Origin of the sequence: Actinomyces sp. 2119 (assembly GCF_003591215.1) — a bacterium.
GTDB classification, from domain to species: Bacteria; Actinomycetota; Actinomycetes; order Actinomycetales; family Actinomycetaceae; genus Actinomyces; species Actinomyces lilanjuaniae.
The window spans coordinates 58,624-82,156 of sequence record NZ_QYRR01000002.1 but is presented as its reverse complement, the minus strand read 5'-3'; the positions used below and the strand labels follow the sequence as shown (position 1 = coordinate 82,156).

21 protein-coding genes are annotated in these 23,533 nt (G+C 64.6%); 4 read left to right on the top strand and 17 right to left on the bottom strand.

Annotated features, from left to right (window positions below):
* Positions 1 to 192: 192 nt before the first annotated feature.
* The 11 genes from D4740_RS02185 to D4740_RS02135 form a co-directional block, all read right to left on the bottom strand.
* Complete coding sequence (locus D4740_RS02185) at positions 193 to 894, bottom strand: response regulator (protein ID WP_119835320.1); 702 nt, start codon at positions 892 to 894, stop codon at positions 193 to 195.
* On the bottom strand, positions 894 to 1,982 hold the full coding sequence (locus D4740_RS02180) for a sensor histidine kinase (RefSeq protein ID WP_259390605.1): 1,089 nt from the start codon (positions 1,980 to 1,982) through the stop codon (positions 894 to 896). Before D4740_RS02180 ends, D4740_RS02185 begins: the two co-directional genes overlap by 1 nt.
* Before the next feature lie 741 nt (positions 1,983 to 2,723).
* A complete protein-coding gene (locus D4740_RS02175) occupies positions 2,724 to 3,449 on the bottom strand; it encodes a response regulator transcription factor (RefSeq protein ID WP_119835319.1) in 726 nt (241 codons plus the stop codon).
* Positions 3,446 to 4,639, bottom strand: coding sequence for a sensor histidine kinase (locus D4740_RS02170; RefSeq protein WP_259390604.1), 1,194 nt, complete (start codon positions 4,637 to 4,639; stop codon positions 3,446 to 3,448). Before D4740_RS02170 ends, D4740_RS02175 begins: the two co-directional genes overlap by 4 nt.
* Before the next feature lie 137 nt (positions 4,640 to 4,776).
* Positions 4,777 to 5,913: an iron-containing alcohol dehydrogenase gene (locus D4740_RS02165; RefSeq protein ID WP_119835318.1), complete on the bottom strand. Its 1,137-nt coding sequence runs from the start codon at positions 5,911 to 5,913 to the stop codon at positions 4,777 to 4,779.
* The gene (gene mpaD / locus D4740_RS02160) at positions 5,910 to 7,169 is read right to left on the bottom strand and encodes a daptide-type RiPP biosynthesis aminotransferase (protein WP_119835317.1); all 1,260 of its coding nucleotides are present in this window, start codon (positions 7,167 to 7,169) and stop codon (positions 5,910 to 5,912) included. Before mpaD ends, D4740_RS02165 begins: the two co-directional genes overlap by 4 nt.
* Before the next feature lie 46 nt (positions 7,170 to 7,215).
* On the bottom strand, positions 7,216 to 7,983 hold the full coding sequence (gene mpaM / locus D4740_RS02155; protein ID WP_119835316.1) for a daptide-type RiPP biosynthesis methyltransferase: 768 nt from the start codon (positions 7,981 to 7,983) through the stop codon (positions 7,216 to 7,218).
* Complete coding sequence (locus D4740_RS02150) at positions 7,976 to 8,881, bottom strand: hypothetical protein (protein ID WP_119835315.1); 906 nt, start codon at positions 8,879 to 8,881, stop codon at positions 7,976 to 7,978. The genes mpaM and D4740_RS02150 overlap by 8 nt, the downstream gene beginning before the upstream one ends.
* A gap of 91 nt (positions 8,882 to 8,972) precedes the next feature.
* Entirely contained in the window at positions 8,973 to 10,541 is a 1,569-nt protein-coding gene (mpaP, locus tag D4740_RS02145) for a daptide biosynthesis intramembrane metalloprotease (protein ID WP_182911319.1), read from the bottom strand.
* A 22-nt stretch (positions 10,542 to 10,563) separates the two neighbouring features.
* Positions 10,564 to 11,238, bottom strand: a complete 675-nt coding sequence (locus tag D4740_RS02140) for a hypothetical protein (RefSeq protein ID WP_147392819.1) — start codon at positions 11,236 to 11,238, stop codon at positions 10,564 to 10,566.
* Between the two features lie 212 nt (positions 11,239 to 11,450).
* Positions 11,451 to 12,179: an ABC transporter ATP-binding protein gene (locus D4740_RS02135; RefSeq protein ID WP_119835312.1), complete on the bottom strand. Its 729-nt coding sequence runs from the start codon at positions 12,177 to 12,179 to the stop codon at positions 11,451 to 11,453.
* 571 nt (positions 12,180 to 12,750) lie between these two features.
* Here D4740_RS02135 and D4740_RS13490 point away from each other — a divergent pair.
* The 4 genes from D4740_RS13490 (at position 12,751) to D4740_RS12805 (ending at position 13,814) form a co-directional block, all read left to right on the top strand.
* A complete protein-coding gene (locus D4740_RS13490) occupies positions 12,751 to 12,885 on the top strand; it encodes a daptide-type RiPP (RefSeq protein ID WP_396027216.1) in 135 nt (44 codons plus the stop codon).
* Positions 12,886 to 12,941: 56 nt separating this feature from the next.
* Entirely contained in the window at positions 12,942 to 13,076 is a 135-nt protein-coding gene (locus D4740_RS13100) for a hypothetical protein (protein ID WP_259390603.1), read from the top strand.
* An 84-nt stretch (positions 13,077 to 13,160) separates the two neighbouring features.
* Entirely contained in the window at positions 13,161 to 13,346 is a 186-nt protein-coding gene (locus tag D4740_RS02130) for a hypothetical protein (RefSeq protein WP_119835311.1), read from the top strand.
* 330 nt (positions 13,347 to 13,676) lie between these two features.
* Entirely contained in the window at positions 13,677 to 13,814 is a 138-nt protein-coding gene (locus tag D4740_RS12805; protein ID WP_182911318.1) for a hypothetical protein, read from the top strand.
* Between the two features lie 107 nt (positions 13,815 to 13,921).
* Here the strand turns inward: D4740_RS12805 and D4740_RS02125 are convergent, their stop codons facing one another.
* The 6 genes from D4740_RS02125 to D4740_RS02100 all read right to left on the bottom strand — a co-directional run bounded on the left by D4740_RS02125 (position 13,922) and on the right by D4740_RS02100 (position 23,528).
* Positions 13,922 to 14,812, bottom strand: a complete 891-nt coding sequence (locus D4740_RS02125) for an ABC transporter permease (protein ID WP_119835310.1) — start codon at positions 14,810 to 14,812, stop codon at positions 13,922 to 13,924.
* Between the two features lie 44 nt (positions 14,813 to 14,856).
* Positions 14,857 to 15,618: an ABC transporter permease gene (locus D4740_RS02120; protein WP_119835309.1), complete on the bottom strand. Its 762-nt coding sequence runs from the start codon at positions 15,616 to 15,618 to the stop codon at positions 14,857 to 14,859.
* Complete coding sequence (locus D4740_RS02115) at positions 15,615 to 16,751, bottom strand: ABC transporter ATP-binding protein (protein WP_259390602.1); 1,137 nt, start codon at positions 16,749 to 16,751, stop codon at positions 15,615 to 15,617. Before D4740_RS02115 ends, D4740_RS02120 begins: the two co-directional genes overlap by 4 nt.
* Positions 16,752 to 17,268: 517 nt before the next feature.
* Positions 17,269 to 19,413 carry a BREX system Lon protease-like protein BrxL gene (gene brxL, locus D4740_RS02110; RefSeq protein ID WP_119835307.1) on the bottom strand — a complete coding sequence of 715 codons (2,145 nt, stop codon included), beginning with the start codon at positions 19,411 to 19,413 and terminating at the stop codon, positions 17,269 to 17,271.
* Positions 19,414 to 19,422: 9 nt separating this feature from the next.
* The gene (gene pglZ, locus D4740_RS02105; protein ID WP_119835306.1) at positions 19,423 to 21,960 is read right to left on the bottom strand and encodes a BREX-1 system phosphatase PglZ type A; all 2,538 of its coding nucleotides are present in this window, start codon (positions 21,958 to 21,960) and stop codon (positions 19,423 to 19,425) included.
* On the bottom strand, positions 21,957 to 23,528 hold the full coding sequence (locus D4740_RS02100; protein WP_119835305.1) for an ATP-binding protein: 1,572 nt from the start codon (positions 23,526 to 23,528) through the stop codon (positions 21,957 to 21,959). Before D4740_RS02100 ends, pglZ begins: the two co-directional genes overlap by 4 nt.
* Positions 23,529 to 23,533 lie beyond the last annotated feature (5 nt).

Below are 23,533 nucleotides of genomic sequence, written 5' to 3'. Positions count from 1 at the left end.
CTCGACTGGAGCTGGGCGGTGTACGCGGGACTGCGAGGCAGGGCTGGCGTCCTCGCCGGGAAGATCCGAATAGGGGGGCGTGGGTGTGCCCCAGGATCCGCCGACGCAGCCGACGCGCCCAGCATCCGAATAGGGGGGCGTGGACGTGCCAGGTCGGCACCGCAGGGCTTCTGCGCAGGAGGGCAGGGGGGCTCAGACGAGGTTGTGCCGCAGCGCGTAGACAGCGGCACCCACCCGGTCCGGGACGCCCAGTTTGGCGATGATCGTGGACACGTGGGTCTTGACCGTCGCCTCGCTGAGCGTGAGCTGGCTGGCGATCTGCTTGTTGCTCAGGGCGTCCACAAGGAGTGCCAGCACCTCCTGCTCACGCTCAGAGAGCCTGACCTCAGGGAAGGCCTCGGAGGAGGGCTGGGGGGTGGTGCCGGGTGATGGGGTGGTGTCAGGCTGGTCAGCCTGGTCAGGCTGGTCGGCCTGGTAGCGCCTGGTGACGAAGGTCGACGACGTCGGCGACAAGACGAGGTTGCCGTCAACAACCTGCCGGATGGTGCGTGCTAAGGAGGTGATGCCGTCCTCCTTGGCCACGAAGCCACGTACCCCTGCGGCCATAGCCCGCTCAATAATGGAGTCGTTGACAAAGGTGGTGAGTATGAGGACGGCCAGGTCAGGGGCCTCGTCCTGGAGGGTGGTGGCCAGGGTGAGGCCGTCTGGTTGAGGCATGTGGATGTCCAGGAGGACCGCCTGGACCGCGGGGACCTCTGGGGAGCGTATGTACCCGAGGGCCTCCTGGCCGTCTTTCGCGTTCCAGGTCACGGAGACGTCCTCGTTCCTGGCGAGGAGATCAGCCAGGGTGCGGCGTACCAGGGCGTCGTCGTCCGCAATGCCGATACTGATCATCAGGGTGTCTCCGGGAAGGTCGAGGACGACGGGGAGAGAGGGACAGTGGCTGAGGCCATCCAGGTGTCCCCCTCCTTGAGCGTCGCCAGAGTGCCGTCGATAGCAGCCAGTCTCTCCCTCATTCCTTGAATGCCGGTGCCGGAGGCGGGGAGGTTGTGGGAGGTCGCCACTGAGACACCGTTGGTCATCACTAGGCGCACCTGCTCAGGCCGCCGGGCGAGGGTGATCGTGACCGGCTGGTAGGTCGTGCCGTGCCGCAGGATGTTGGCACCCATCTCCCGAGCAACTCTGGAGAGGGTAGCAGCCTGGAGGCGGCTGCACTGACTGTCTCCGGTGCTGTGGAAGGTGACGCTGAAGCCGGAGGCAGCCAGGTCGTCGCTGATGGCCTGCACGGCTGTCTCCAGGTCGACTCCTAGGGCGTCCGGGTGAGTGAGCGAAGAGTTTGGCCAGAACCTCTGGCCGCGGCGCAGCGGTCCCAGGACAAGTCGAAGTTCGTGCAGGGCGTCGACTGCGGCGGCTGCGATGGCGCTGAACTCCTTCTGGGCCTCAGCTGGGTAGGTGCTGTCGGCTGCCGCGCGCTGAGCGCGTAGCGCGGCCTGGGACATGGAGTAGGCCACCAGGTCGTGCATCTCTCTGGCCACCGCCCGGGTGTAGGCCAGGTGGTCGGCGGCGCTGGAGATCTCCCGCTGAAGGGCGAGGTCGCGGTGACGCAGGAGCATTCCCGGGATGAGCGAGCAGCTGAGGAGAAACAACTGGTGGACGGCGGTCTGGTAGAGGCCGAGGGGGACGACGGCGGCCACTGGGAGCACCGAGGCCAGGGCGAGCGCAGACCACGGGGGGAGGAAGCGCCCCAGGAGGAAGAGGAAGACGGCCGTGGGGGCCAGGACGTCATTGGGGAATGCGGCGGGAGTGTGGAGGAGGGCGGTCCACAGCAGCAGGTAGGCCAGGGCACCTGGCAGCGGGCGCAGCGCGACGAGGGGCAGCATCGGTAGCGCCAGGAGAGGGAAGGCAAGACGCTGTGGGCTGAGGGCGTCACCGTAGACGAGGACGAACGCCATGTTGGCCAGGCCCAGGAGGAGCCCGGCCACGGCGTACGGCCAGTGGTCCGCCGACCTTAGCGGGCGGCGGAGGATCTGCCTGGGTCCGGTAGATACCCCCACAACACTGTGATATATCGTGTATCACAGATCTGTCAAGGTCAACGGCGTCGCAACCTCATCTCACATCTGGAGGCAGGTGGGGAGAGAGGCTGGTGGTGGTCTGAGGCTGTCGTGGTGGTGGGTAGGTGAGGTGGTCGCGGGCTGGCGGCCGCGGCTAGCTGGTGTCCGGCCTGTGGCTCCCGTGTGGGTGCGCAGGTGGCGCGGCGGGTACCCGGTGTCGGTGATCCGGTAGTGCTGGGGGCGGCAGTGGCGGGTTCGGGAAGGCTGGAGTCGGCCTCCTGTTCTAGGACCTGCCGGACACCGGTGCCCTGCTGCTCAGCGTTTACGGCTGCTTACGGCCAGAACAGCTTGTCGAGCCAGGCGCATGTTCCGTCGCGGGTGATGGTGTGGATGAGGCGTAGGAAGAGCACTGGTACTCCTTCCGGGTGCTGGTGGCTTCTAGCAGGGCCATCCTCCTCCGGCTGCAGTGTCCTGGCATCGGCCGTGCGGCCCGGTCGGTTGGCTGGTAGCCAGGTCGTGCTTCTGGCTGCAGGTGGTGGCCCGGGCTGGGGTCGGCTCTGGAGGAGGTCGTCGTCAACCACCGGGTCGGCTTCCCGCACACGTGGGTGCCGGGGATGAGTGGCGCCGTAGCCCCGTAGCCACCTGGTCGGCGCCCCGTCCACGGCTCGGCTAGAGGAGGTGGTTGTTGAGGGCGTAGACGACGGCGCCGACCCGGTCCCGCACGCCGAGCTTGGCGATAATGGCGGAGACGTGAGCCTTGACCGTGGCCTGGCTGAGGGTAAGACGGCGGGCGATCTGCTTGTTGGTCAGGGACTCAGCGAGGAGGGCCAGGATCTCCTGCTCCCGGGCGGTCAGTGTGACGCCGCTGGGGAGTGCCGCAGAGGCGTGCTGCTGCGACTTCCCAGGTGAGGAGGGCGATGAGTGGGAGGTACTGTGGGCACCGTCTGGCCGGAGGTGCTCCGCGACGACGGCTGAGGATGTCGGGGACATGACAAAGTTGCCTGCCACAGCCTGCTGGATGGCTCCTACCAAGGAGCCGATGTCGTCGTCCTTGGCGACGACCCCGCGCACCCCTGCGGCCATGGCCTTCTCCATGACGGAGTCGGTGGCAAAGGCGGTCAGGATGAGGACAGCCAGGTCGGGGACCTCTTTGTGGAGGATCTGGGTAAGGACGAGCCCGTCCGTGCGGGGCATCTGGACATCGAGAAGGAGCGCCTGGACGGGTGGGGTGTCCGGGGAGCGGATGAGCTCGAGGGCCTCCTGGCCGTCCTTGGCGGTCCAGGCGACGTGAACCTGCCCGGTGCCGGACAGCAGGCCAGTGAGGGTGCGGCGTACCAGGGGGTCGTCGTCGGCGATCCCGATGCTGATCGTGGCGGTGGTCTCGGTGCTGGTCATGATGGTATTTCCGGCGAGAGGGCGGGTGGTGGCTCCAGCGGCACAACTGCAGAGGCGGTCCAGCTGCCGTCCTCTTCCCGGGTGGACAGGGAGCCATCGACGGCGGCGAGCCTCTCCCGCATGCCCAGGAGTCCTGTGCCCGAGGTAGGCAGGTCGTGGGCGGGGTTGGGAGAGGTCCCGTTGGTCATGACCAGGCACACCTGGTTGGTCTCCTTGGCCAGGGTGATCGTCACCGACTGGTCGGTGGTGCCGTGGCGCATGATGTTGGAGCCCATCTCCCGGGCAACCCGGGACAGGGTGACGGCCTGGAGCCGGGGGCACTCGCCCTCGTCTGTGCTGCGCAGCGTCACGCTGAACCCAGAAGCGGACAGGTCGTCGGCAACGGCCTGGAGCGCCGCGTCCAGGCCGACGACCACGGTCTGCGAAGTGGCTGAAGGGTCCTCCAGCGTGGAGCCTGCCTGGGTGCGCCGCAGCACCCGCAGCACCAGGCGCAGCTCGTGGAGCGCGTCAGCAGCGGTAGCGCTGATCGCGTGGAGTTCCTGGCGTACGTCCTCCGGGTAGGAGGGGTCGGCGGCCGCGCTGCGGGCACGCAGCACGGTCTGGGACATGGAGTAGGCCACCAGGTCATGCATCTCCCGTGCCACCTCGGCGCGCACGGCCTCCAGCCGTTCTTCCCCGGCGCTGATCTCCTGACGCAGGGTGGACTCCCTGCGTCGTAGGAGCGCACCCGGTGGAAGGGTGCAGGCAAGAAGGAACAGGTAAAGTACCACTGTGGGCGGGGTAGCGAGCACGACAGTGGCCAGTGGGACTGCCGCTCCCAGGCACAGTGCGGCCCGCAGAGGCAGGAAGCGCCCCAGGAAGAAGAAAAGAGCTGCGTGGGTGATGGCGACGTCGTCGGCGTAGGGTCCTGGGAACCTGAGAAGGACCACCCACAGCACCAGGTAGGCCACGGCACCGGTCAGCGGGCGCATCGGCACTGCTGTCAGGGTGAGAAGCGCCAGGAGGAGGAAGGTCAGGCGTGCCAGGCTTGCAGGCTCGAGGAGAGTCATCATGAGCACCAGGTTGACCAGCCCGATGAGGAACCCGGCGGCAGCGTAACGCCTGCGCTCGTCACGAGGCACTAGCGGTGCCGAGGCTGTTGCGCCTGGTTGGCCGGTCTCGGTCCGCTCGCGCCCGCTCGACACACCCATGCAAATTTTCTACAGTATGTGTCACAGATTTGTCAAGAGGCAGTGGGGTGCGCACGTCGAGGCGGATCGTGCTGACCTGCCTGAAGGTCTTCTGCCAGGCGTCTCACCGGCAGAGCTGACTCGGAGGGGCACGTGGGTCAGTCACCACGCTCCGTGACAGCCCTGTTGAGCAGGGTAAGAAGATCGGCCCTGGTGAACCGCCCCATCATGGGGAGCCGCCCTCCCCATCGCTGCTCCACCCGCTCCGCGACCCGGACGGAGGTCCCGGCGGGGCAGGTCAGGTGACTCTGTAGTCTCCAGCGTCGAATGACCGCTATGGGATCCTCGTTGGCCAGTGGCCATACAGCCGCAAGCCTGTCTGGATCCCCCCATGTAGAGTGTCCGTCGGCGACGACCCTGGTCCAGTGGGCTACAAGAGCGCTGAGAGCCTCGTTCTTGCGGGTTCTCGTGACCATTGACAGCTCCGTGGCAACGAACCAGACCGGCGAGGGCGCGCTACCGCGACCAGCAAGGCCCATACCTCTGTGGGTCATCGTGGAGGCGATGGCTGCCAGCTCCAGGAGGGCGCGATCAGGGTGGTCGGTAGTGAGCCGATCAAGAGTGTCAAGGAGCCGGTCGATGAGCATCTGAGCCTCCCACTCCGGAGGCTCCAGGGCAGAAGGTGAGCATACAGTGCTGACGAGTACCCTGCTGAGAGCCTCAAGCACTCCTTCTCGGACAAGTTGGTGAGGAAGAGTGGTGAGAAGTTGTGGGTCCAACCAGGCTTGGTTAGCGGCCAAGAACGTACCTGTGACCAGGGTCCGTGCGCGCTCTCCCGGCTCTACCTCCCGGAGCGGGTGGTCAAAGCAGGCTCCGTGGCTTGACTCGGAGCCCGTGCCGACAGTGGTTGGGACGAGGAGAAGGTGCCGACGTCGCCTGGCCTGGGACATCTGGACGTGCCCGCACCGGCGTGTGGCATGCGCAAGATGGTTGACGAGCCGAGGGCGCTCAGCAGCGGCTGCGGCAAGTTTGGCAAGATCCATGGTGGCTCCACCACCGATTCCAAGGACCCACACCGGGTCTGTCCACTCGACAAGACGTGCAGCAGCGCGAACGGCGTCAAGGTCGGCGGTTCGGTCAACAAGGGCAGTGGTAACCTCCTGTGGGAGGCCTGGGAGAACCTGGTCGGCCACGGCAGCGTCAATAAAGGCTATCCCGGAACCCGGCGGGACAGCAGCAGGCCAGGGGCCGATTCCAAGTTCCGGGGCCGAGTGGGCGAGAACAGGGGACTTCATGCGACAACCGCCCCTCGTGGAGCACAAGACGCTACGACGACATCCTCCACCCGGTCCATGAGGAGGTCGAGCTCACAGGGCTCGTAGACCAGTGCTGGGACGAGCTGGAGCGAGGACGGTCCTGGCTGCACAATGGCACCAGAGAGCCTGCATCTCTCGATGATTCTTGCGACCTCGGCCCCCGAGGCGTCGGGTAGGTGGACAGCACGGAAGCAGCCGGAACCGGTGCAGGTAGTGCCAGGAGCACGTTCCACCAGCGCCTGGAGGCGGCCGTCCAGCTGGGCGTGGACGCGACGGCCCTGGGCAAGGACGTCATCCTCGTCAAAGGCTCGTAGAGTAGCGAGAATCGCCGCACAGGAGGCTGGAGTCCCAGCCTGAGTCTCCCCGTGCATAAAAGGTGAGTCTGCATCGTCAAAGGTCTGGACTACTTGATGCGAGACAAGGACGGCGGAAGCAGCCTGGGTACCATTGGTCAGGCCCTTGGAGGTAATCAGAAGGTCCGGTGACTCCGTCCACGACTGGCTGGCGAACATGGGACCTGTCCGGCCAAATCCCGTGGCTACCTCGTCCGCCACAACCAGGTAGCCGTGCTGGCGGCGTCCCTGGAAGACGACTGACAGGAAGTCGTCTCCGACGACGTGGGCCCCTGACCCCTGCAACGGTTCGACGACAACTGCCGCGATCCTGCTACCCTCACGTTCGAGAAGGTGCTCGAGCTCGCGAGGGCGACGGTGGTCGACGTGACGCACCGCCCGCGCGTCGGTGCCGTAAACAACTTGTCTCAGACTCTCCCCTGTCAGGGACATGGCGCCCAGGGTCATGCCGTGGTAGGAGCCTTTCAGGGAAATTATCGTCCGACGGAGGCCCTCGCCACGCACCGCCTGGTACTGACGGACGAGCTTGATTGCGGAGTCAACGGCGGCAGACCCGGAGGTGGCGTGGGCGACCCTCCTGTAGTTCTGTGCCCCGGCTGCGTCCAGGAGCGCCTTGCTGGCCCGCTCGACCCACGTGTGGGTGCCTCTGAAACAGGTAAGGTAGGAGGCGTCCAGGAGCGCCTGGTGGACGGCCTCGGCGACACCGGCGTGCCCGTAGCCGAGGGGGACGTTCCACAGACCAGATATCCCGTCACGACACCGTGTTCCGTCCGCGTAGGTGACTGTGGTGCCTCGGGCTGAGGCGAGCGGAGGGGAGAGGGACTGCTGGCTTGGCGAGACAAAGAACTGGGCGGTAAAGCCAGTTGATGCAGGAGTACGCATGATGGGGTTCCCGTGGTCCTGACTAGTCGTAAGGTGTACGGTCCGGCTACTTGACAGCTCCGAGGAGGACGTCGACATGGTGCGCCAGGGTCGGGTCAGGGGAGGCGTGCTGCGCGGCGATCCTCAGCCCGGCGTCCCGGCAGTCCTCAGTCAACTCCCGGGGCGTGACGAGGTAGAGGTCGGTGACGTACTCCTCCTTCTCCCAGCGCACTGTCGTGCGACGTCTGCGCGCCTCGTGGTCGATCTCCTCCGTGATCGTCACACCTGGCTGCAGTCGTATGGTGGTGGAGGCCTCAGCCTCGGGTAGCACGTTCTCAGTCGAGATGACAAGGACGCCGCCCGCCGGAAGGTGAGATGCCGCGTGGTGGATGGTGCGACGGCGCTGCTCGGGAGAGAGCAGTGCGACAGATGCCGTGGGCAGGCAGACTGCCTTGAAGGACTCTGCGAGGTTGAACGTGGTCATGTCCATGTTGCGGATCTCGATCCGCTCGGCAACGTCGGCAGGGGTGAGTCTGGGCTCTGACAGCCGTTTCCTCAGCAGCCCCAGCATGTCGTCACTCAGGTCCGTGGCCAGCACGCGGTGCCCGGCAGTGGCCATCGGCAGGGTGACCCGGCCGGAGCCGCAGGCCAGCTCGAGGACTCGCAGGTCCGCCAGCGTGCTGTCTGGCAGGGAGCGGAGGAGGTCAAGGACTACGGCGATCTCGGCGTCGTCATTGAGGGAGAGCCTGTGATACCGGTGAGCGCCCGTACCGGTGTAAAGGCTCGGGACGCTGGTAGTTGGTGCCGTGCTGGTCTCGGCGGTGATGTCAGCCATAGATGCTCATCTCCTGCGGAGCCAGTCCATGCTTGTGCAGGGCATCGAGCAGCGGTGATGTCATCTCGGAGGTGATGCCGAGCAGTTCGGGCAGGGTCTCAGCGGTCGCACCAGCAGTGCCAATGAGTTCAACTGCTGTGGCAACGAGTTCCGGCACCGCCAGGAAGCGCCCGCTGCCTGGCAGGACGCAGCGCAGGCCGGACTGGGTGCGCACGACGACGGGCGCCGCTGGAGGCTCGACCAGCGCGGAGGGAGAGTGTGGGTGCATCCGCATGCCGAGTCCGGAGACCTCGACCACGCCCTGCTCCCTCACACGCAGGCCGCGTAGGACCTCAAGAACGGTCAGGTAGCGTCGCAGCCAGTCTCGTCCGTGGTTGTCCCAGCAGGCCGGGCTGGTGCTGGTTCCTGGCAGGCAGCTCGTTGTCGCCTCAGCGGTGATCGTGAGCCGGTCCGCAGCCGCTGTCCCCGTCCTCAGGGCATGAGCATCCTCCAGAAGGACTTGAGGGAGCAGCAGCTGCTCGGGGACAAAACCTGTGGCAAGGGCGTCGTCAGCGTCCTCAAGGAAAACCTGCCAGTCCTCGTCACTAGCCAGCCTCAGCAGTGTGGGGCTTGTGCACGGTAGGTAGGCGGACAAGGAGTAGCCCATCACGGTCACGTCAAACACGTTGTCGATGATCAGCTGTTCACAGTCAGAGTCGAGTTCTCCCTCGCGCGTGAGGACCTCATGACCGGGAGCTGTACTCACGAAAGTGTCGGAGATAATAAGGGCGCGGTCAGGTAGTGTCTCGGGGATGTAAGGGACACCCTTGCCCAGCCACACGAGGTGGCGGTCAGCCGGGGCAGCGGTCAGGTATCGGCCAAGATCCGCCAGGTCGGCGGAAGGGGTGGTATCAGTCATGACATGAGCTCCTTGTTGGGTGACTGAATGGTTTCTTGCGAGTTTGCAAGGGGGCACGTATGCCTGTTCAGGACTCTTCTCGGGTGAGGGCTCAGGATGACGTGAAGGACCTCAAGACGGAGGCCATCTGACGCCAGACGACCAGACCGAGAGGGCGAGGAGGTGAGTCGGTGGTGATACGACCCGTGGAGTCGGGGTCTTGGGGAGTTGTCGGGATGACGCGTAGACAGTCCCCCTCTGGCATAGCAGCGTCGGAGCGTACCGGTGAGACCGCGTTGACTGGTACTCTGCAGCGCTGCGTGCCGACGACTGTGCCAGATCCCAGGGGGGGGCCAGCAAGAAGTCCCGCGCGGTGGAGGCTGACCGTGGTGCCAGGGTGGACGGTGGTGGTGACGTCGGCGTAGGCGAGCACGGAACCGTCCTGCTGGGCAATGAATCCGTGAGAGCTGCTTGTGCTCACCGGCAGCAGCATGGCCAGTGTGGACAGCAGTGCGGCGGCGACACCCAGTCGGATGCGGTGACCTGCAGGGGTAGAACGGAGTGCCCTCGCACTTAGGGAACTGGCAGCGACGACGACAGAGAAAAGAATTCCGACGAGAGCCACCATGCTAAGGGTCTCGAACTGCGAGAGCGCGGATAGCAGTGAGGACATCCCCAGCCAGATAATAAGAACTGGGGTGAGGGTGCAGCCCAGACCAAAGAGAATGACTCGCCAGGATTCTCCCCCGTGCCCTGGTGTCCCTGCGAGCGTATCGCGCACTGCCTGCATGGACCGCCGTCGAAGGTTCGGCTGGTCCAGCCAGCCGACAAGGGCGACGTAGCCGTCAAGCTTGAGGAAGGGGATGATGTTGACGACCGCCCCCAGGTAGGTCATGGCGCCGTACCAGGTCAGCGCACCAGCCAGATCCGCGCTGGCAGCAGGGGCGGCCCCCAGGGCGATGGCGCCCAGGCAGGTCTGGGCGGTTACCCCTGCGGCGGCAACAACGACTCGCTGGTGCCGTCGCAGCAGCCACGCATCGGTGACGTCGCAGAAGGCCGCAGGAGCCAGATAGAAGACCATGACACCGACGCGGTGGGGTACCTGGCCGCAGGCCGTGAGGGCGAGACCATGGGACAGCTCGTGGACTGCAGTTGTCAGGATAAGCGCCACAATTACCCCAAGAAATGTGCTGACGCCAAGTGGTTGGTATAGTCCCCCTTCAGGGCTGCTGACAGCGCGGGCCAGGAGAAGAATTCCTCCCAGGGACAGTGTCGGCGGGAGCCAGCGCAGACGGGAGTCGCGCACTCGCCTTACCCAGGGTTCCAGGGAGTGGAAGAACCGCTCTGTGCCATTCAGGCAGAGCTTGAGGATAAACGGTCCGTCGTGGTCCAGGCTGACCCGACTGGGGTGCGCTACGCTGCCTACCTCTCCAGGCAGGCTCAGAAGACCGTGGGACCGCATTGCCTGGACGGCCGCCTCCGCCTCCTCGTGGCTCCAGGGGTCGGGCGTTAGGCTTGCCAGATCTGGGATGGTAAGGAAGCCCGGCGTGTCTCGCAGGGTCAACAAGAGCCTGCCGATATCTGGGGAGACGCTCAGCAGGCGGTGATCGGGCCTGCGGACAACCCAGGTCAGGTCCTGGTCCTGCGGCGGAATAATCTCCACATTAGCTGCCAGATCCACTGGAGAGTCTAGTAGGTTTGTGTCAGGCACTGAGATCACGGCTCCTCATCCACAGGAAGGCCACGACGTCAAGAACAATGATCCACGCCAGGAGAAGGGCGGCAGCGGCGGGCTGGCCGATGTCGCCGAATGCTACCCGGTCCAGTGTGAGAGAGTTCTGGAGATTGGCAGGAAGAAACCGACCCACTCGCTCAGGTATCCAGTTGATGAATACCGTCTCCAGGACCATCGTCCATCCGACCAACACGACAACCGCAGGCAAGGTCCGACGCAGAAACCAGCCAAAGCACGTACCCCACGGTGCCGCCAGAGCGGAGACGAGCACAATTCCCACAGCGGTCCGAGCGAACTCGCCGTCAGGGGTTACAGTCATTCCCTGCTGGCGCAGAGCGACATATCCGGGCGCGGCCCCGGCGAACAGGCCCGCGACGCCAAAGAGAAACCCGCCGGGCACGACCGCGAGAGCATGATGGGCCATAAGTCGGCCGAGACCGCCGCAGGCGGCAGCGCTGGGCGCAACGGTGACATTACGAAACTCTGCGGTCACACGTGTGGCCCCCCACATGGCGACAAACACTAGGAGGGCGAACCCTAGTCGCAGGAACAGCAGGCCCGCCTCGTTGACGGCCTCCTGGTCCGAGGCCTCAACACCGTCAAGGTACCTCTCTGTGTTGCCAAAGGCGCTAAGCGCAGTCATCGCAACCCCTACAAGAAGGAACCAGCACCAGGACGGATCGGCAAGATTGCTGAGCATGAGGGACGTGAGAGGACGCCGTCGCTGCGGACCAAACTTCGGCTGTAGCTCCTCGCTGGACAGCTGCAACTCATCCTCCTGAGGCGGAGTGGACGGCTGCGAGCCCGGCCCACCAGGGCTGTCACTCAAGCAAACGGTGGTGGTAGGTAGGGAGGTCATGCTGCAGCGCCCCTGACACTGTTGGTACTGACAATACTGAGGTAGGCGTCCTCAAGACTGAGGCTCTCGCGATCACGCAGGTCATCAAGTCCGCCAATGAAGAGTTGATGGCGCTTGATGACGACGACGGAGTCGACAACTTGCTCGACCTCGGACAGAATGTGGCTGGATATCAGCACGGCTCCGCCCTGGCTCTTGTGGGTGAGGATGACTTGACGCAGCCAGTGCGCCCCCTCGATGTCGAGGCCGTTAGTTGGCTCGTCCAGGACCAGCAGCTGGGGCTGGCAGGCCATAGCCGTCGCCAGGGCCACGCGTTTACGCTCCCCGGTGGACAGCCGTTTGACTCGGCGACCAAGAAGGTGAGAGATCGCGAATCTCTCAACAACATTGTCGATGTCGCGCTGAGACAGACCTGCTAGGAGTCTGTGCGCGGCAAGATGGCTTTGGACGCTCAGGGAGCCAGAAAGACCTGTGGAGTCAAAGGCGAAGCCAACGCGGCGGTGAAACTCGGGCACTTTCAGCGGGGGGAGCCCGAACAGCGACACACTCCCCCTGCTCGGGCGCAGCGTGCCTTGCAGGACCCGCATCGTCGTCGTCTTCCCTGCCCCATTCGGCCCCAGGAGACCAACCGCCTGACCCGGTGCGACAGAGAAGTCGATGCCCTCGACCGCTGTCGTAGAACGGAACCACTTGGTCAGCCGTCTCACGTCAAGGAGACTGCTCATCTCTTCTACTCCTTCCCTGTGCCCCGTCGCGGACAGCCTCGCAAGTAGGAGGCGTCACCTACTCAACACCGAACCGTGCCTGCACACATCGGACGAGTGGCTCATCCAAAGGGAGAAGCGGGATGCGGCCGGGTAGAGCAGGTGGCTGGGTCGAGCATCCTTTCCGCCACTCGGCTACGCCAAGGACGATTGGGCTCTGGCGCTGTCCATCGACAGCATCGCGTGAAGGTCATGCTGTCCAGGAGTCTCACCGGTCTGGTCCGGATTGGCTCCGGGTGGGTGATATCCGCCGGGGAAACTTCGTCCGAACGGCTAGCCCGGCTGGCTGATCCGCACGCCTCTCACCCCTTGTGTAATAGTGCCTGTCATCCCAACAAGGCGCATCTCGCATGGGCACGGTGCCAGAGCCGTCAGTCTCGACCGGCTCTACCGTCTGTGCCACCGTTTGCCTTTGACGAGTCAGCCTTTGGAGTGTCGGTCCTTCTGCCTTAGGAGGGGGAGCACGGGTGCTTCTCACCGGTGGCAGGTCAGGGTAGCCATCATCACAACAGCACGGGGAAAGGACACACAGATGTCTGTGTACACTCAGATTACCGAGCTCGAGTCGCTCGATACACCCAATGACTGGGTCGACTTCGGTGCAGGTGTGGCGACCGGAGCGGCAGCAGGTTGCCTCGTAGTCGGCGGAGTCGTAGTCTTGACGTAGTGCTTTGGTGCTCTCTCTCAAAGCTGGTTCGCGCTATTATAGGAAAGGAGGTAGTCATGTCTAACGGAGACGTTCGCATCGATGAGCTAGAGTCGATTGACGCTCCTGGTGTCGGGGAGTTCGCCTCTGGGTGCACTGTCGGTGTTGGGCTCGTGGCTGTCGGTGTTGGTACCGCAGCGGTTGTTACTTGATCCCATCTGCCCCATCCGGTCTGCGTGAGGACTTCCGTCCTCACGCAGACCGGACACCGTTCCATCTCAATTTAAGGAGACACAGTGTTTGACAAGTCTATGAGAACATCTGGAGTTATAGCGGCCCTGATTGTTACCCTCGGGGCTCTCGTCGCACTGGGTGCCGTGTTTATTAATGCGCCCCATCTTCAGTTCATCAATGTTGCGGTTATGCTTGTCCTTGTTGGGGTTCTCGCTGCGATCGTCATGAGGGCGAGGGGCAAGGAGTAGGGCAGTTTCCGCCAACGAGTAGATATCCGCCCCTCAGGGTAATGCGCTTTGTGGGGGTGAGGCATCCCGCTCCCGCTGTCTCCTTTATGGGTGGGTGCGGGCCTGTGACCAGTGTCCTGGAGTGGGTTACATCTGCGGCAGCTGGTCCTCGTGGCGGAAGGCAGGAAGAGTCCCCCGGGGTGGGGTGGTCGTGGCTGCTCCACCGCACCCCGGGCGCTCATCAGTGCCGCCTCAGCTGAGTCCAACTTTTTGCGGAAGAAGGGATATGACATGCTTGACGTATCCTCCAACAGGATGAGAATGATGGCCATCGCCTGGTCAGGCTAGCTGGTGTCGATCGGTGTTCTGGTGCTGCTCTTTGCTGACGGTCTTGTGAGGCTGGTGCTTATATCCGTCCTCGTCGTGATGGAGATGGTTCTGTTCGGACTGCTGCTTGTTGGTCTGCGAAGGACGGACGACCGTGGGTAATTTAGCGACAGGAACGCACCCGTGCGCGCGAGTACGGTAACTCAAACTATGACGGTACGTGTTGTTGGCTCTCAGGCCTGCCAACGCGTTCCGCTGGTTTCCTGTAACTAGTACTGCTTTCTCCTGAGCCCCCGCCTGCTGAGGAGGACGGTAGCGGCGATGAGGATGCCGTTCCAGATGAGGAACCAGGCGAGGCCTGCGGGTGAGGGTGTGGACAGCGTGCGGGCCTGCATGCCGAGGGTGGCCTGGGAGTAGGGGTAGATGCTGGTCAGCGGTGGAACGACGAGTGTGATGGCCAGACTGAGGAAGGAGGCTCCCAGGCCAGTCAGGACGGTGGTGGCCAGGCTGGGCACGTAGATGCCGATGAGCAGCTGGGCGGTGGCGATGGTGACAGCTCCCAGTGTGCCCAGGAGAACCCAGGTAATCATGGTGGCGAGGTCGGTGAAGGTGAGGTGGAAGCCCAGAGCGGTGCTGGCGGCCAGCACGAGCAGGAGGAAGGCCGTCTGGCAGTAGAGGGCGAACAGAGCGACCAGGGCGAGCTTGCCGGTGTAGGTAGTGGTGGCGGCACCGTAGGTCGCCATACGACGCCAGTTGTCGTGCTCGTGCTCCATGCGGGTCAGGCCGGCGGCACGGAAGGTGATCAGCATGGGCAGGAAGAAGACGCTCCATAGCAGCCCACCCTGGCCCCACACGACCTGCCAGGTGATTCCCTGGGCCTGGAAGCTCTCGGTGTAGGACAAGTACCTGCCAGTTCCGTTGGCGACGTTGAGGGCGGCCAGAGCCAGGGCCAGGGTGGCCAGGATCCAGAGGCGCTTGGACTTGGCGTGTTCAATAGCCAGAGGTAGCAGGAGCCGTTCGCGCAGCCAGCCGCCAGTCTCGCTGTGCGGGCTAGGGCGAGTGGGTACGGGTGCGCTCTCGGGCCGCAGTACCGGGCCCGTTGTCGTAGTGGGGTGGCTTGGTGTGCCGGGTATGGAGGTAGTCATGGTGACGCTGGTCATGGGGTGGTCTCCTGGTTGTCTCCGGCCTGGTGGCGGAAGGCAGGTCAGCGCGTGACCTGTCGGCTGAAGGTGGTCTGGGCAACAGCGGTGGCGACCAGGCTGACGATGACGACAATGGCGACGTAGGTGCCCAGGTGGTCTACGGGGACGAAGCCGGTGATCGTGCCCTCGATCTGCTGCATGCGCACGGGCACGAGCAGGGCAGGGTACTGCCAGGGTAGGACGGTGGCCACGGAGTCAGGCACGACAAAGCCGACGAGGCTTGCGCTCAGGGCACCCAGGGCGCCGACAGTTAGGGTCAGGGCCTGGCGGCGCACGAGCAGCGCCAGGGCCAGGTGGATAGCAGTCATGGCGATGTTGGCCACCATCAGTCCGGCCAGCCAGGTAGCGGTCAGACCAGGGTCAGCGGGCACCCCGCCGACAGCGCCTACCAGGGTGGTGGTGGGCACGAGGGCGAGGGCGGGCACCGAGCAGGCGGCTACGGCAGTGGTGAGCTTGGCCAGGAAAAAAGGGGCGCGCGGCTGGCCGTCGGCGAGGAGCTGGGACAGCATGGTGCTGTCGTGCTCGGTGGCGGCCAGGCGTGAGGCGACTACTGCAGAGATGATGGGGGTGACCACGGCATGCACGCTTGATGTCTCTCCGATCGCGTAGCCGGCGTCCACAGCGATCCCGGTAGTGCCAGAGCGCGTGATGACAATGCTCAGGACTGCTGTGGCCCAGGCCAGCTCGATACCAGTGGCCAGGACCAAGGTCAGCCACAGATGAGACCTTTTGAGCTTGGAGAGTTCCAGTCCCAATGTCCTCATTCTCCCGCTCCCCGTGGCCTCTGGTCAGCGGTCTGGTGGGATGGCACCTGAGTGGCCGATGCCGGGCGGGCAGCCTGGCCCATGGCATGGTGCGCGGTCACCGGGTGGGGCGTCTCAGGCTGTGGGGGTGCCTGTTGTGGCTGGTGCTGGACACCCTGCGGCCAGGGTGGCTGGTGGGTGTGTCGTGGCGCGCCGGGCTGGGTAGGGGTGGGCTGGCTTTGTGGGGGTGCCTGTTCGGTGATGTCGAGGAAGATCTGCTCCAGGGAGCGGCGGCGCAGCTCGACGCGGTAGATGCTGGTGCCCGCGCTGACCAAGGTGGTGACGAGGCGGGCGACGTGGTCGTCGTTGTAGGCGGGCAGGGTGATCTCTCCGTCCTCCACGGAACCGACCTGCCAGCCCTGGGCGGCTAGTTCTCGGGCGGCGGGCACGGCCTGAGAGGTGTCCACCCGGACGACGAGGCGGCCTGCCTCCCTCAGGGCGGACAGGGGGCCTTGGTAGACCAGGTGGCCCTGGGTGATGATGCCGATGGTGTCGGCCATCTGCTCGATCTCGCTGAGCAGGTGGCTGGAGACCAGCACAGTGATGCCCCGGGTGCGCGGCAGGCTGGTGATGAGGTCGCGGATCTCGTGGATGCCGGAGGGGTCGAGCCCGTTGGTGGGCTCGTCCAGGACCAGCAGCTCGGGGTCTCCCAGCAGGGCCATGGCCAGGCCCAGGCGCTGCTTCATGCCTAGGGAGTAGGTCCGCGCCAGCTTGTCGCCGGCGTGGGACAGTCCCACGGTGTCGAGGGCCTGGCCCACGCTGGAGGCGGGCAGGTGCTTGACCCGGCGCACGATGTTGAGGTTCTCCCGCCCGGTGAGGTGGCCGTAGAAGGAGGGCTGCTCGATCAGGGACCCCACCCGCGCCAGCGTGCGCTGGGGCGAGAACGGCTCACCAAAGACCTCCACGCTGCCGACGGAGGGGCGAGTCAGCCCCAGCAGCATCTTCATCGTCGTGGACTTACCAGCCCCGTTGGGACCCAGGAACCCGTAGACCTGCCCCGCGGGCACCTCCAGGCCCACACCACTGACCACCTCAGCAGTCCCGTATCGCTTGGTTAGTCCGGTACTGCGCACCACCAGGTGCTGACTGCTCACCGCTGAGCTCCTTTCCGGCTCCACCCCCGTCAGGCGCTGAGGCGCTGACTGCGTGACAGGTGTATGCACCATAACATCGGCAAGAATGCGATGGCCGTGGTGACCCAGGATTCTCCTGCGACGACCGACCTAGTCCGATCGTCGCACCGACGCCCTGGAGGGGGACGCTCACGTGCTGCTGAGTCTTGGCCGACGGTAGCGCTGACGTCGTCCCACTGTCGTATCGACGTCAAGAGCCAGTGGTGCTAGCGCGCGGTAAAAATTAGTGTCAGGAAGGGGTCCTGACCCATCTGGGACGCCCTTTCTCTGACCTTGACGCTGTACGGGGACGTGCTCGGCTGCGTGACCGTGTGCGCCTGGGCACCTCTGGGCGGTGAGCGGGCTGCCTGGCATCCTGCACGCCGTCGCCGAGCACGCCCCTGCGTACCACGGTGGGCAGGGTCATATTTCACCTGACTTGATCAGGTGCTCCTGCGGCGCTGGCTGTGGGCTAGGTGGTAGCACGCGAGAGAGCCTGTCAGGACCGGATACCTGAATCCTGCTTCACGTAAGTGATGGTGAACTCCTTGAGCTGCCGGAAGAACTGCTGGCGCAGTCGCAGGTCGAGCCAGTCGGTGTTGAAGGGCTGGAACACGTCCAAACCGCGTCCCAGCAGGATGCGCCATCCACTATCAGTAGTGATGGTGCGGTCGTGAATCGTCTGCCTGAAGGAGTACTCAAAACTAATGCCGGCAACGGCGGAATTGGTGCGAATCGTCTCCAGACTCTCCTGCTGTCTTGCTGAGAAGACTCCGTCATCGTCACGCTTGGTAGTCAGATGTACGGTCACATCGCTCGTGGTGTCAGTAAACTTGGCGATAGTCTCAATAAGTTCCATCAGGTTGCGTGCCTGGTAAGGCTGACGAATATAGGGGTCAATAACGTCGATTCGTGTGGCGCCATGCAGGTAGGGGCCGATATAGCGGTCGTAAGTGAAGCCCCGCCTGCCCTCGGTGAACTCCAGGTGCCCCTCCTGGGGCTTGGAGTGCGCACTGGCCTGCCTGGCAGTTTCTTTCTGGGGCTGCTGGGCACTGGCTAAGGGGACATCATCGGAGCTGTCTGTGCCAGCCTCATCCGCTTCGGTGACCTGGTGGTAGAGCCGGGGATATTCCTCTTCCTCCAGGGTAGTCACAGACCGCGATTCCCCTGAGCAGGTGTAATCGAAATGGACCGCCTTCATGGTGCTATCAATACGCACAAGCTGGTCCTTGACGCGCTTACGTCCTTCGAGCGCAATCCGCAGCAGGGCGTCGATCTCCTCGGGGCTGGCCTGCCCGGAGGGGTGGATGAGTTTCATCAGGCCGGAGAAGGTCTTGTGGATGCCGTCGCGGTCACGAGTGGATAGGTCGTCTGACAGCGCGAAGGAGTCCTGGTAGCGGTCGGAGTAGTCGGTGTCGCGCAGGGAGCGGAGCACCTCGGCCAGGTAGTCGACGACGAATCCATAGCCGGACGAGAACATCTCGCCGCGGATCTGCTCGAACTCCCATCCGGGCACGTAGCAGTGGATGCGGTCCAGGAAGGCGGGATCGTGGTACTGCTCGGGCAGCTCCTCGAACAGGTCAGAGTTCTTGAGCATGTAGGGCACGGTGTGGGAGGTGTTGCCGACGAACACCATTGAGGCCTCCGCGCCGAGCGTCTCGACGCCACGGGAGAAGGACTTGTTGGCCATGTAGTTCTTCATGATGTCGACCAGCGCCCGGTCGGCCCGCTTCTTCTTGCCGGCGAACTCGTCGAAGGCGACGCAGTCCCAGTAACCCACCAGGCCGATCCGCCCGGAGGCGTTGTTCACGAAGAGCTTCGGCACGGTCACCTCACCCCCGGAGATCAGCATGCCGTGCGGCGAGAACTCGGAGTAGATGTGCGACTTGCCGGTCCCCTTGGGACCGAGCTCCACCAGGTTGTAGTTGCGCTCCACGAAGGGGATCAGGCGCACCAGGTGGAGGAGCTTGGCCCGGGGGCCGAACATGGCGGGGTTGAAGCCGATGGACTGGATGAGCAGGTCGATCCACTCCTCGGTGCTGAACTGCTCCCGGGCGGTGGTGTAGGAGTCCAGGTCCAGGCGCGAGAGCTGGATGGGCTTGAGGGAGTGCAGCCGCCAGGGAACGTCCTTCGGGTCGCCCGAGTAGGCGTAGACGATGCCGCAGATGCACCAGACCCCGCCGGTCAGGAGCTTGGGGTGGCTGCGCACGGTCTCGGCGCCGATCTCCACCTTGCTGATGCCCAGGTTGGAGAACTCGGCCTCATAGATGTCCAGTTTCTCGTTGAGGGAGACGGATACCTTATCGATGACGCGGTGGCGACCCTTCTCTCGGATGCGCGACTGGATGAGGCGGTTCTCGCCCCGGTGCACGTAATGGTCCCGGAGGATGCGTCTGACCTGTTCAATGCCGGAGTGAATGGTGGCGTCGTCATCCGTGGCGGCGTACTGGCCCAGCAGGTACTCCAGCACGTAGGTGGGCACGATGGCGTTGCCCTTGACGGCCTTGACGAGGTCCTTGCGCACGACGACGCCGGGGAATGCTGCCGCGATCTTACGGTCCAGCGGCGTGGGGGAGGGGCGCTGATCCTGGTCGGTCGGCTCCGGCTCGGTGGGCTCCGGCTTGGCGGGGTGCGGGGTGATCATGCTTGCATCCTAGAAGTCGAAGTCGGCGCCGAAGTCGCTGGTGAAGGTGCGCGACAGGGTGAAACGGGCCTTGTCCCCGTAGGGACGACGCTGTGAGCCGACCGGTTCGGCCAGCCGAAGCTCAACGGTCTCACCGTTGAAGGTATCCGCATCCCTGCTCAATACCAGGGTGACTGGGAAGAACCGGTCCCGGGCCTCTGCGGAGTCCTGAGAGCAGTCCACCGTGACCTCGTCGGATATCAATGTGTCGCCTGCGTACAGGCCCGCGATCAGACGGCGCGGCTTGACCTTCTCGCTGACCGGCTCTTGCTGGAACAGCATCACGGTGATCTGCCCGGTGGTGATCCTGTTCGTCTCGGCGACGATCTTCACGGGGGTCTGGCGAGTGTCTGATGCGCGCCGCTTGTTGACGGCAATGACGGGCACCACGACCTCCTGGAGAGAAGCCCCGCCGTGCACGAAGCGCGTGCTGGAGCCCGCCGTACGGATGCGGTGAATGGATCCGGGCACCTGCGCCTCGATGTCCCCGGACATCCGGAGCTGGTTGGGGGAGTAGGTGATGAACGCGTTGTCCCGCTTGAGACCGCGCCCCAGCACGAAGCGGTGGTTCACATGCAGCAGGGCGTCACCATGCGGTTTGACCGACAGGTCCTGCTCCTTCAGCTGGCTCTCCTGGTAGAGGAAGCCGTGATCGGCGGTGATGAGGATGTTGTTGACGTTGGCGTTCGCCAGCTTCTTGACGAGCCTTACCAGGTCTGCGATGGCGTCCTCACAGGCACGGAAGGTGTCCGGCTCGGTGGTCTGCTTGTCTCCGGTGGCGTCGATCTGGTTGTGGTAGACGTATAGCAACCGGTGGTTCTTGATGATCTCACGGGTTTGACCGGGCTTCAGGCTCAAGAGCTGATTGGCCTGGATCGCGGTGCCGCTCATGGGCGCGAGCAGCTTGGCCCGGTTCTCGGTTCCTCCGCTGGGCGCGCGGTCAACCTCAACCGATCCGTCGTCGGTGTGCGCGAAGGCCAGCGACTCGTGTGGTAGCAGCGCAGCCATGCCGAGCTGGGTGTAGGACGGAAGGGCCGAGAGCATGGCGGACAGCTGAGCCGTAAAGCGGTCCTCCTGGCTAATGCGCCGGCCCAGTTCCTCACCCACCTCGTAGCGCAGCGCGTCGGAGACAATGACGACGACCTTCTTGCCCTTGTCCAGCCAAGGCCGACTGACCTGCTCGGTGAAGAAGGACGTGGCCGAGGGGACCGATTCGATCTGCCAGCGCTCCATGCCGGCGACTTGCTTGCGCCAGGATTGTCCGAGGGGAGTGAGGAAGTCATTGATGTAGGCGGCTTCGACCGTCGCCTTCAGGGCGTCGAGGGGGGAGTCCGGCTCATATAGGTCGAGGTGTCGGTTGAACTGCCGGTAGGCCTGGTCGATGGCGAACCACTGCTGGGTGTAGTGGTCGAAGCCCTCCCGCGGGGAGGAGCAGTTCCATGAGCCGGAGTCGATACGCGTTAGCAAGGCTGACGCCGCGCTGACGGCCCCATAGCCGTGCTCGAACTCGCTGTACCACGGCAGAGCGATACGGCTGTGCACAGCATTCTGCGCTTCCGTGTCCGCGAGGGCGCGCTCGTGCACCTGGTGTGCCAGTCGGCGGACGAGTTCCTGGTCCACCAGGGGGAATGTCTTCCGCCCCAGCAGCTCGGGTAGGTCAAGGTCGGCCACCTGCTCGTCGATGCCGAGCAGCTCTGCCGCGCGATCGGCCAGGACTCGGTAGGTGTGAGCGAAGCGGAAGTCGTTGTGCCAGGTGCTGAAGTCGCGGCGGATATTGGCGTACTGATCGGCGCCCAAGTCCGCCTGGGTGGGAGCGAACTGCTCCCATGCCCGGTTGAACAGCCACGCCACGAAGTCATCGACGCTGGGCGCTTCGTCGGGGGCGTAACCGTAGATTTCATGCGTCCCCTTCCAATGGAAGTCGGCCAGCCCCAGGCGGGTGATCTCATCAATGCCGTCCGACTTGCCTTCTGCGTTCTCCATCAGCAGCTCCCGCCAGAGCGCCTCCAGTGAGCGCTCATCGGTGCCCAGCACGACGGCGATCATGGAGGCAGTGATGGCAGTAGCGTCGTCGCTCGGACGCAGTCGCGGTTTGAGCTCCTCACGGCGTCGCTTACTGTCGAAGAAGCGCGGGTACTGCTCGACGACGCCGCGCAGCGCCGGACCGCCCCCGAGCTCCTGCGTAAGGAGTGAGTCGTGGTCCGCGGTGAAGGTCCCGTAAGCGAGTTCCATGTCCTTGAGCCAGTTGTCCGTCACGGTCTCCGGCGTATCTGGCTGGCGGTGGCGGTAGAGCAGGAACTTGGTCTTCGGCTCGGTGACCAGTACCCGGCGCTTGATGGCGAACTCATTGCTCTCGACCTGCAACACGGTGACGTCGGGCAGGTTGAGGTCATCGAGAGAGTCGCCGTACCTGCCTTCCGGGTCCGACCAGATGACGATCCGTCCGGCTTCCCCGGGGCGGTCGAAGCGCTCGCGAAGCTGACGCTGGATGGCTGACATGGCGTTCATTCGGCGTCTCCTGTGAGGTTGCGCAGGTAGGCGCGGCCGGCGTCGGTGATCCGGTAGCGCTGGTGTCCGCTGGTTGGCCTGTCGGGAATGGTCCGCTCAACGAGTCCTGCATCGATCAGTGGTATTACGTGACGACGGAATGCGCGCGTCTGGTTGATGATGCCCAGCCCTTCCATGATCTCTGCCCTGCTTGCTGGAGCTGACTCCACTAGACGGAGGACAGCCAACTCACTAGGAGTCGGCGTGGCGGGCGGTGTGTTCGCCGCGCCGACTTGGTGTCTTAGTGCCTCATCTTGGTGCCTTGGTGCTTCGACTTGGTGCTTCGACTTGGTGCTTCGACTTGGTGACTCGCCCGGTTCGCTTGGAGTACCTCCATCCGCGCCCAACTTGCTCGCCTGTTCACTGACCTTGGCCGGATCGTGGCTGGGCACGTAGATCGTGACCCGCACGCGGTCCTGGATCTCCTCAATAACGGGCTCGGGCAGACCGGCCTCGGCCACCTGCTCGAAGACGCGCTGAACGCCGGTGCCCCACTGCTCCATGATCCCGGCCTCGCGGAAGATGCGCGCGAGGGCGGGGTTACGTAGGCGGGACACACGCCGCATCGAGTCAATGGTCATGCCCGGCAGCAGCAGGCCGGGGCTGTCCACTTGGATGCGGTCGTCGTAGAAGCCGATGCGGATGGGCGTTCCGCGTTCCGCATAGGAGGCGTGCACGAGAGCGTTGACGATCACCTCGCGGATCGGCTCGATGGGGATCGAGTAGACATCCCGGCGCCGGACCTCGCCGAAGACCGCGGTCTTGTAGGCGTGCTTGAGCAGGAACTCCACGGCGGGGTCGACGGCCAGCGGCATGGGGCCGTGAATCTCGGTCTGGTCGAAGATGTCGGTTCCGTGCGGGCCGCGCAGGCGCCCGCACTGGACCCAGGCAGAGGGGAGGAAACGGGTGGGATCAGAGCAGGCGGCGAGGATGCCCGCATTGGTGGGGACGATCTGGTCGCCCTGCCTGACGGCAAGTCCGAGCGCCAGGAGGTCATCGACCGACGTGGTGCGTCCGCGCAACTCGGAAAGGATCTCCAGATCCAGGTCGTCCAAGGTGGCACGTGGTTCGGGCAGGTCTTCGAAGGCGATGCCGCGAGCGTTGCGCTCGAGCTCGGCGACCAGCGCCGGGTCCGCTTGCCGGGTGGTGGAGCCGAGGCGCACGTAGACCCCTGCGTCGGCACCCTGGCGGGTGATGTAGTGAGGACGGCGCGTGCTGAGCGGCACGTCAACAACCAGCACCGTCTTGTCTACCAGCGTCACCAGGTCGATCGCGGGGACCAGTTGGGGTGAGATCCGGTCATCGATGAGGCTGGCAATGCGCTCCTCCTCGGCGAGCGGGTCCTCGACGCCAACCACCGCGCCATCGTTCGCGACACCAATAACGAGCCGCCCGCCCGCGGAGTTGGCGAAGGCAACAACCGTCCGCAGTGGCCCGTCGGGTGAAGACAGATCACGCTTGAACTCGAGGGTCTTGCCCTCAGAGGTCGTGATCCGCCCTTCCTGATCAAGTCTCAGAGAGTCAGCCATGAGCC